Source organism: Pseudomonas sp. UMAB-08, from assembly GCF_900095225.1.
Lineage (GTDB): Bacteria > Pseudomonadota > Gammaproteobacteria > Pseudomonadales > Pseudomonadaceae > Aquipseudomonas.
This window is the reverse complement of record NZ_LT607445.1, coordinates 1-8,447: the sequence shown is the minus strand read 5'-3', so window position 1 is coordinate 8,447 and position 8,447 is coordinate 1. Positions and strand designations below refer to the sequence as shown.

Below are 8,447 nucleotides of genomic sequence, written 5' to 3'. Positions count from 1 at the left end.
CGGCGAGGTCATCGGTCTTGAGTTCGGGCAGGCTGATCGACACCGTGTACAAACCGGTGCGCGGGTCGACCCCGCTGTGCAGGAAACTCATGAAGTTAAAGGCGTTGGAATGAATGGAACTGGAGGCGGCCATGATCATGAACCTCGGGTAGGGTATTAATGTGCGATAGACCGCACCGTGCACAGTAATAACCTGCGCACGGCGCACACAAGGGGACTTATAGAACGGTCAGCAGTAGGGTGTTACGGCTGTCCGCCACCGACATAGGTGCAAAACCAATACTCAATTGATGATAATTACCGTTTTTGTCCAGTAGCTTGAGCCGCAAAGGTGCTTCAAGTCGGCTATCACTCCAATACCTGATGTCGTCGGTCCGAAACAGTCCTATAATCAACTGCCCCTCCCCCACGACTTCCGTCCCTACAATATTGCTATCCAGAGGATGATTATAAGCGTCAACGACAAGCGACATTCTCTCGTCGTAAAACATTGTTTTTTCGTCACCCAGTACTTTTTCATTATTGAACACATAGCCCGTGTAACTGAACATGAATTCATTCTGATAACGGCTTTCCCACTGCACAACCGACTGATTGCCCTCAAGTTCGAATCTTACGAACCTCACCGGCCGGCCATCCACGCCCCGATAGTCCAGAGACCAATAGTCCGTGGTGCGCAGGAAATAATCATAATCATCCTGTTCTGGCGGGTTCTTGCCACCGCCCGCGACACGCTTGGGTTTGAAGTCGTAGTGCCCTGGAACAAACGAAGGAACAACCACGGGCACAAGTTCAATATTGTAAGGCGGTAGATCGCTATTTTCATTTGAATTATGCGGTCCAAAAAATGCGTCGATAAAGCGCGCATGAAATACTTCCGGATCGGCCGCGCGCGTGTGTACAAACACCCGACGCCGGCTAATGCCATTGAGTAATTCAACGGGGTTTTCATCGACAGCCTGCGCAACACTGTCACTCCGGCTAAAGCGATTGGACTCGGTACTGACTGCCCACTGGTAAGCAGCATCGGCCTCGAAGCCCTCTTGGCCGATATCCAGATAATCCAGCTCCTGCCCTGAGTTCCGATGGACGATTGTCAGGGTACTGAATTCCTCCTCGGTGATGGGATAATCCATACCATTGACATGCTCAGTCTCAATCTCGACATCTATCGCGATCTGCTGATAACCATTGGCAAACGCCTTGGTATTATTTGCGGGGGCAGTCAGTTTGAAACTGACCACCTTGTCCCAGGAGGGTTCGGCAACAAAATCGGACAACTGGATAATGCTGTAGCCGGAGACCCAAGCTGTACCATTGATCACAATTTCGCAACGCACCACACTCACAGGAGAAGAAAATTGCGCAGGAGAGGTAAAAAGCCCGGAAACACTCACCGTGCCGCCCCCACTGAAAACACTCCAGCGTTGATATTCCTGAGGATAAGTCGTGGGGACGGTAAATTGCACAGCTACAGAGCGCTGCATATCAAAAACAAAAGGCGGATCTATGACCAGTAGTTGACCGACCTCCAGCAGCAATACCGTTGCCTGAACCTTAGCTCCCGTTAGCGTGTCTTGGGCTTCGATTTTCTGGACCGCAAATCCCTCGGGCACCGCTAACTCAACGGGCGGAATATAAGTCGCGCTGTTGCCGTTGGTCACCAAGCGGCCGAACTTCGGCTCAACTAACGTCCAACTCAGGTTTCCCTCGCTGAGCGTGGACCCCGCAAGCTGCAATGGCCGGGGCGGATTCACTATATAATTGACACTGGACTGTGGCGAGAGCGCCATGCCGTCAAAAGCTACAGCCACCAATGCCGAAGCCTGACGTTGCTCACCCGTGCCTGGGTCGATGTAGCGGGCAGTTACCACATTGCGTACGACTTCTTTACCTAGCAATGCCCGGGCGACAGTAGTGTAAAGCCCTGTCGAGGAAATCTGTCCGGCCGAACGCGTTGTATTGATACTGCGCACAGTCCAGGTCACATTCGCTACTGTAAGGGTTTTGCCTGCCTGAACCACGTTGAACTGCAAGGAGCTACCTGCCTCAATGATCTTGAATAACGGGTCCAGCGTGATGCTGGTCAGTGTCGGGTCGAGGTTACCGAACACAATCAAGTCGTAGGGGTCATGCCGGGAGCTCTCGACAAAAATGTTCTCTCCTGGAAATAACAGACTGTTCAGGATGTCCAGCCGATCCTGTTTCACGTACTGTTTCATGTCCTCGGACAACACCAGCGAAGCAGAATAGAGATCATCACCCGAGGCGTTCTGATCATCAGGAATCAAGTAAGGAAATCCACTGCCTTCGGAAGGAAAACTTCCAGGTGACGGTTTGCCCCTGAGCGAGATGAAAACCAGCACCCCTCCCTCACCGTAGTTAGAGGCCTTGGCCAACTTAGCCCCCGGAGCAGCTTGCGTTCGGATATAAAAATGGGTGGGCGTCAACGGATTATAGCCCTTCAAATCGAGTGTACCCAACTCGAAGACACGTTTATGGCGCGGCATCGTTTTCAAGAAAGTTTCGAACACTGTGCCAATGCGATTTTGTGCGCTAAGTTGATCCGCCAGATTGCACTGGAACTTGAGACTGTCCGCCAGGTCCAGCATCACCCGCCCGCGCTTATCGACTTCACCGACGACCATGGCCAGATTGATCTCCATCACCACTGTAAACCCCTGTTGCTCAGAGATTTTGAAGTTAGAGAGAAGCGTGGCCGGCCTTCCGACCGGCTTGGAAAACAGAGTAAACGTGCCCGCCATGATGCCCAGGGTCAAGGTAGCCTTGGAATTGTCGAGCGACGCCGTTTCAAACGACAACAGAGGTTTGCTCAAGACGATCGAATCCAAGTTAACCCATTCCGTCTGATCGTCGGTTAAAAACACGTTGTTAGCGTTAATTGAAGGAAGAAAACTTGATTCGTTAAATCCAGCGACAAACTGCTGCTCCAAAAAACGATTGAGCCGGCCACGATTGAACATCGAAATGGCCCCCCATCCTTGGGTGATCGGCTGATTGTTCATATAATCAAGCAATTGAGCGCGTGAGTTAGCCATTGCAAAACTCCTGACAGAAAAATCGACCAACAATCTAATTCGACATAAACCGCAACCCAGGAACTAACACCGGCGGGTATTCAAATAACGGTAAGGGCAACAAAATAAAACCTTCAAACACCATTCCCGGAACCGGCTCAAATTTAGCGACAAGTAAAGCGAACCTCTGATCAAACGTGGTCGGTTGAGAATAAATACCATTCTCCACTTTCCCTGAACCCGCAAGCGTCTCCCAAACCAAATACTCATCCGCTATGACATTAACGCCAGCCTTTACCTTCAACCTAATCTGATTCGCGGGCAACGAAGCGTCCTGATCCCTGAGGATACTCAGTGTCGCAGTTGCCAGGATGGCCAGTACGTATGCCGATTGGGACTTGCCGGTCAGTTGATTTGTAACCACTATTTCGTCGAGCACAAAGGCCTGCGTTGCCGACTCAGGAGGGGCTGTATAAACGTACTTGCCATGCTCAACCTCCAACAACCTGTCGTCCTGCGCGTGGCCGTTTAGCGTCGCGATTAAACGTCCAGCCCCCGCCGTGCCAGCTGACAGCGTGCGTTTGAACCCCCCCGGGCATATTTGTATCTTCGGGTTGACGGTGACGTCGTTAACCACCACCGACACTAATACGGACTGGCTGTAACTTTTGTCTGGGGTGGTGGCCGAAACTTTTACACGGATGAAGGCTCCACTGATATCGCTCTTGCCCGGTGCCTGATACAACCCTGTCGCCGTATTGATAGAGCCTGGAGAATCAGTACTGCCCAGAATATTTTCCACCGTCCATACCAATCCCGAATGTTCCGGGTCAGTTCTGAACTGCAGAGTGTCGTCAGCGCCCAATATCGGTTGCTGCGGGGTGACTGAAAAATGAGTCAGTGTAGGGGCTAGCCGACCAAAAATAGCCATATCACCAGGTGCCAGTACGGCATCAAGCTTTATGACTTCGCCATCCCTGAACAGTAAATCTTTCAATACGAACACACTAATGGATGGCATTTTTCTCATGAACGATAAGAAGTTTTCAGTGATCGCGTCCCTGGCATATTCAAGATGAAAATTCTTAATTTCCTGAAATGAAGAAAATACAAAAATATCATCATATTTATTCATCTCCATATCTAACTTTACTGTGTGCGGCATAAAAGGCAGGAGTTCTACTTCCTGAGTCTGCTCATTAACACTGTATGCATAATACACCTCGACCGTCCAAGTGGTCGTGAAGAATCCGTACGAGTAATGCGCGGCGCCCTCAGCTTTCGTCACATACCTTATGTCTGCCTGTTGCCCTTTCCAAGTGATTAATACGCCGTTACGTTCAAGTTTTATAAAGAGGCCGAACTCGCTGCCCCCTCCATCTGCACTGCCAAAATCGAAGTCTATGTGTGATACATAACGATACCTACCGGTAGTAGAATAAGTAACGCCGGGCATTTGGTACACACCACTTGTCGCCCGCAGCGTGAAAAAACCTGACGCATCAGGTTGTAACGTGTAGTGTGCTTTCCCATATTCACTGGCGGCCACCACTCCCTGACCAATAATAGTGTCCATGAGCAGCTTGTGACTAAGCACAACAGTCGCACTGTAATCATCACCTGAGTCATCCGGAATCAGGTATTTAAAGGTCGAGTCTGGCCAGCCGCCATTATTCTCCCCTTGCATCGCGACAAACACGATCACCGCCCCGTCACCATAGTTTTCCGCGGCGCGCGCGGTTGCACCTGGCGCAGGTTGTGTACGCAACGCAATGGACCTGGGTCGTATCACTTGATCAGTGAGGTGACTCACTTCACTGATGGGTAAAATCCTTTTTTCATCCGGCAACGCTATGAACAGTGTCTGAAAAAACTCCCCTCCCAGCTTCTGCTCATGCACAAAGTCAGAAAATGACAAGGAAAAATTGCTACTTTTCTTCAAATCCAATACAACTTGCCCGACACTGTTTATGCTGCCCGGGACATCCAAAAGCTCCACATCCAACGTTAATTCAGGCCCGTTCAGTGGGTCAACCACATCCACGCGTGTGGCTTCTCTGCCGCCAGGTACATCACTGAATGTTACTTGAGTACCACCCACTACCTTCATCATCAACGCCGCTCTGGAGTCCTTCAGATTAGCGTTTTCAAATGACAGGCGGGGATAGTCTAATACATAGTTGTAAATATACTGCCCCACGGTGCTAGAGTCACCGACATAGCCTTCAACGGGATCTAGATAAGAATGGGTACTAAAACGACTAACATAGTCGTGCAGCAGAATCGTATTAGTTTTACTTCTATCAAATGCTAAAATAGCCCCCCAACCCATGGTTTGAGGTTTTAACCGCAACCACTCTTGTATACTTTCTTTTGAATTCCCGGCCATGACATTATCCTCTCGGTAGACCCACCGCTCTAGACAACTTAACTGAACAACTTTTTTTAAACTATCGTTAGCGATTCGTTCTGACTTTCCAGCCCTGCAACACCCTATCAATCCCTCACCGTGAGAGAAACGGAGGGAAAGGCTGTTTGCGAGTTACCCTCATCAAAACTGACACTGACCTCTATCGTCAGGTGTGCGCCGGGGCCTAGTTTTTGCAGATAATCAAGCCCTAACGTTGCCTCGACTTTGCCTGCGATCAGGTGCGCCGTAGTTATCGGAAAATGTTCAAGCAAATAGATGTTCGTCGAGCTTTTGGCCTGGATGGTGAGCAATTGGTCAGGCGCCATGAACTTCCATCGCTCCAACGTAAACTCCGCGCCGGTAACCGGCACTTTGCTCAATGGCAGGTTTCCGAGGGACGCCTGTGCGCATTGAATCGTTCTAAACCCTGCTTTTGGTACGGTAATCACCCTCAGGTCAAAGGGCATGGAGGTCGCGACGGCTTCGCCGGGGCGCATAACCTGATAAAACACGTTGAGGCGCTTGCCCATATTTGCCGGGACGGCGGCAGCATCAATAACGAATGTGCGCCGATCATTTGCTTGAGGTTCGGTCACAATGGAGTGACCGGTGGTGCCATAACCGTCCCAATGGACCTGGACCTTATCGTCATCACCTAACCGCACTTCCTCCGGGATCTTGATATTGACACCCCTTCCAAGTCCCTCCGCTTCGATAAAGCCCTGGCTAGGACCGGGCGGTTCCTCCAGAGCCCCGACAACTATCGGGGCTTTGGGTCGCCAGGACGCACGCACGTCTAGCGCCAGTCGCTCTGAGGACTCGGCAATGCCGGGCCTCGCATACTGATACTCCAGGGTCACCGTATCGCCGAGGTTGCCCTGCAGCCATTTTTGGGCGACGGTGAATGAGAGCGTGCCACTGTCAATCATCGCTTGATCGACCCGCAACGACTCTACGACACTGGCGCTGGCGAGCCGCCCCATGGCATACAACAAGACATCGTCCCCGACTTGAATGCCCGTATACACATTCGCTAACAGCGTGAGGCCTTTGGGAAAAAGCTCGGGGTCAATTGAACTGCCGCTGTGATTCTCGATGGCGACTGCAGGCAAGCGAACTTGCGATGGCTTGACGATGCTGATCGTCTGCGGTGGCGAATCGACCGGATTGTCCGAAGGGCTGGCGTAGGTGATGCTGTAGTTCATCTGCGCACTGCCACCGCGGATGAAGTCGACGTACGTTCTTTCCAGGCTCCAGATCATTACCTTTGTAAGCTCACCGACGTTGAGGCTTTTTGTGTTGATGTAAGGAAGGTCTTCGTCGCCGGCATCAAAAAACCCCTGCCAGGTGATCCTGACCTTATCGCCGACAGCCATGCCCGGGTAAGGTGGGATTACGAGTGTGAACGCCCCACTACTCGGTGGCGCATCAGGGTCCAACGCCAGATCATGAGACTCTCTTAGTTGCACGACCGGGAGGGAACTGTCCATGCGGCGAACTCCTTGTACACACTAAAATCCGGCAGTCGGCCATTAATTTCCGACGACAGCACGACATGACATGGGTCTAGGTGTACGCCTGATCAATAACGCTGCCTACCTAGCAGAACTGCTAGGTAGGCAAATGTCAGCGTGGTGCTATCGTTAATTGAATGGAGTGTTCAACCACGGAGGCAAGCAAGAAATGAATTTTTTCATAATAGCGCGCCGATTATTGATTATCCTGCTTCTCGGAAACTTCGGGCATGCACTGGCTGGCGATACCGATAAAATACAGAGTGAGGGGACTCTATCTTTTTACTTCAGTGATGGGACGCCACAGTGTAGTTTTCCTGCAAATCCTGGAACACAACTATTTGTAGAAAAGCCCAACTCAAGTGGAAACTATCCGTGTAAGCTGCTGAAAACCGGTGGTTACTTTGAATTACGAGACGTACCTTCCACTACCAGAATCTGGCTCGTTACAGGACGGCCAAAACAGGGCCAGATAGCATCGAGCCCAAAAAAATGCGGATTATCTGACTTCGACGCGTTTAGCTGGTATGAATTATTAGTTATAAAGAACCCGACCACGACCGCCAACAAAATTAACACGCTTGACCTCAATACACTGCCGCCTGGCAACGTGATCGCACCCGGACTTAGGTTCATAAATCGACCCGTCTTCCAGACACCCGTGAATCCAAATGAAATTAATTGCGTCATCATCCAACGCTGACCCCCACCATAACCCAACTTAAATTCGGACACGACATAACACCACGACAAGACTTTCTCCGTATCCACTAACCGAGGCAACCCATAATGGCTCCTCTTAAAATCGTATCCTGTGGGTTGGTGCTTGTCACTCTATTAACCTGCCCCCGTCTTATCATGGCTGCCACTGCCATATTGCCTGCCGCCGCCGAGACACCCAAAATAACGTTGGAAGGCGCCAACGGAGAAAACCATTGCACGCTTGATTTCAAAAGCGGCACTTACGTATTTAAAAGCAACAATTATTGCAGAAATGACCAGGCTATCGGACTTGAACTTGAACACGTTCCCTCCGCCTCCAATATCTGGCTGTATGACGACTACACCTGCGACCATCACGACAGTGGTAATTATTTCTGGGTGGCACTGCGAATCATAAAAAATGACACGTCTACGCTTGAGCCCATCAACCTGGATACGTTTGCCAGCGCACCTATCGACTCGGTCGTCGTACCGGGCGTTCAATTAAAGGGCCGATATTTAAAAGCAAACGAATCAATGAAAAAAAGAACCTCGTGCGTGAGAATCGAACTTGATACACCGCCTCCGGTTTTCCCCTGAATGTTTTAGCGCACTACCTTTTTAGAACTCCCCACCCGAGGTTCATGATAATGGCCGCCTCCAGTTCCATTCATTCCAACGCCTTTAACTTCATGAGTTTCCTGCAAAGTGGAGTCGACCCGCGCACCGGTTTGTACACGGTGTCGATCAGCCTGCCCGAACTCAAGACCGATGACCTCGCCG

Annotated in this window: 5 protein-coding genes; 2 read left to right on the top strand and 3 right to left on the bottom strand. The window is 50.7% G+C overall.

Annotated features, from left to right (window positions below; genetic code table 11):
• Positions 1-218: 218 nt before the first annotated feature.
• From K0F75_RS25275 to K0F75_RS25265, 3 genes are all read right to left on the bottom strand, one after another.
• Positions 219-3,059 (bottom strand): hypothetical protein, encoded by a 2,841-nt coding sequence (locus K0F75_RS25275; RefSeq protein ID WP_219064689.1) that lies wholly within the window; start codon positions 3,057-3,059, stop codon positions 219-221.
• Between the two features lie 34 nt (positions 3,060-3,093).
• Complete coding sequence (locus K0F75_RS25270; protein ID WP_219064688.1) at positions 3,094-5,427, bottom strand: hypothetical protein; 2,334 nt, start codon at positions 5,425-5,427, stop codon at positions 3,094-3,096.
• Positions 5,428-5,534: 107 nt separating this feature from the next.
• On the bottom strand, positions 5,535-6,824 hold the full coding sequence (locus K0F75_RS25265; RefSeq protein WP_219064687.1) for a hypothetical protein: 1,290 nt from the start codon (positions 6,822-6,824) through the stop codon (positions 5,535-5,537).
• Positions 6,825-7,131: 307 nt separating this feature from the next.
• Between K0F75_RS25265 and K0F75_RS25260 the strand changes: the two genes are divergently transcribed.
• Complete coding sequence (locus tag K0F75_RS25260) at positions 7,132-7,665, top strand: hypothetical protein (protein WP_219064686.1); 534 nt, start codon at positions 7,132-7,134, stop codon at positions 7,663-7,665.
• Between the two features lie 86 nt (positions 7,666-7,751).
• Positions 7,752-8,264: a hypothetical protein gene (locus K0F75_RS25255; RefSeq protein WP_219064685.1), complete on the top strand. Its 513-nt coding sequence runs from the start codon at positions 7,752-7,754 to the stop codon at positions 8,262-8,264.
• The last annotated feature ends 183 nt before the right edge of the window (positions 8,265-8,447 follow it).

Coding starts and splice junctions, on each gene's coding strand:
- K0F75_RS25275 (WP_219064689.1), bottom strand. CDS start 3,059: ATGGCTAACTCACGCGCTCAATTGCTTGATTATATGAACAATCAGCCG.
- K0F75_RS25270 (WP_219064688.1), bottom strand. CDS start 5,427: ATGGCCGGGAATTCAAAAGAAAGTATACAAGAGTGGTTGCGGTTAAAA.
- K0F75_RS25265 (WP_219064687.1), bottom strand. CDS start 6,824: ATGGCTGTCGGCGATAAGGTCAGGATCACCTGGCAGGGGTTTTTTGAT.
- K0F75_RS25260 (WP_219064686.1), top strand. CDS start 7,132: ATGAATTTTTTCATAATAGCGCGCCGATTATTGATTATCCTGCTTCTC.
- K0F75_RS25255 (WP_219064685.1), top strand. CDS start 7,752: ATGGCTCCTCTTAAAATCGTATCCTGTGGGTTGGTGCTTGTCACTCTA.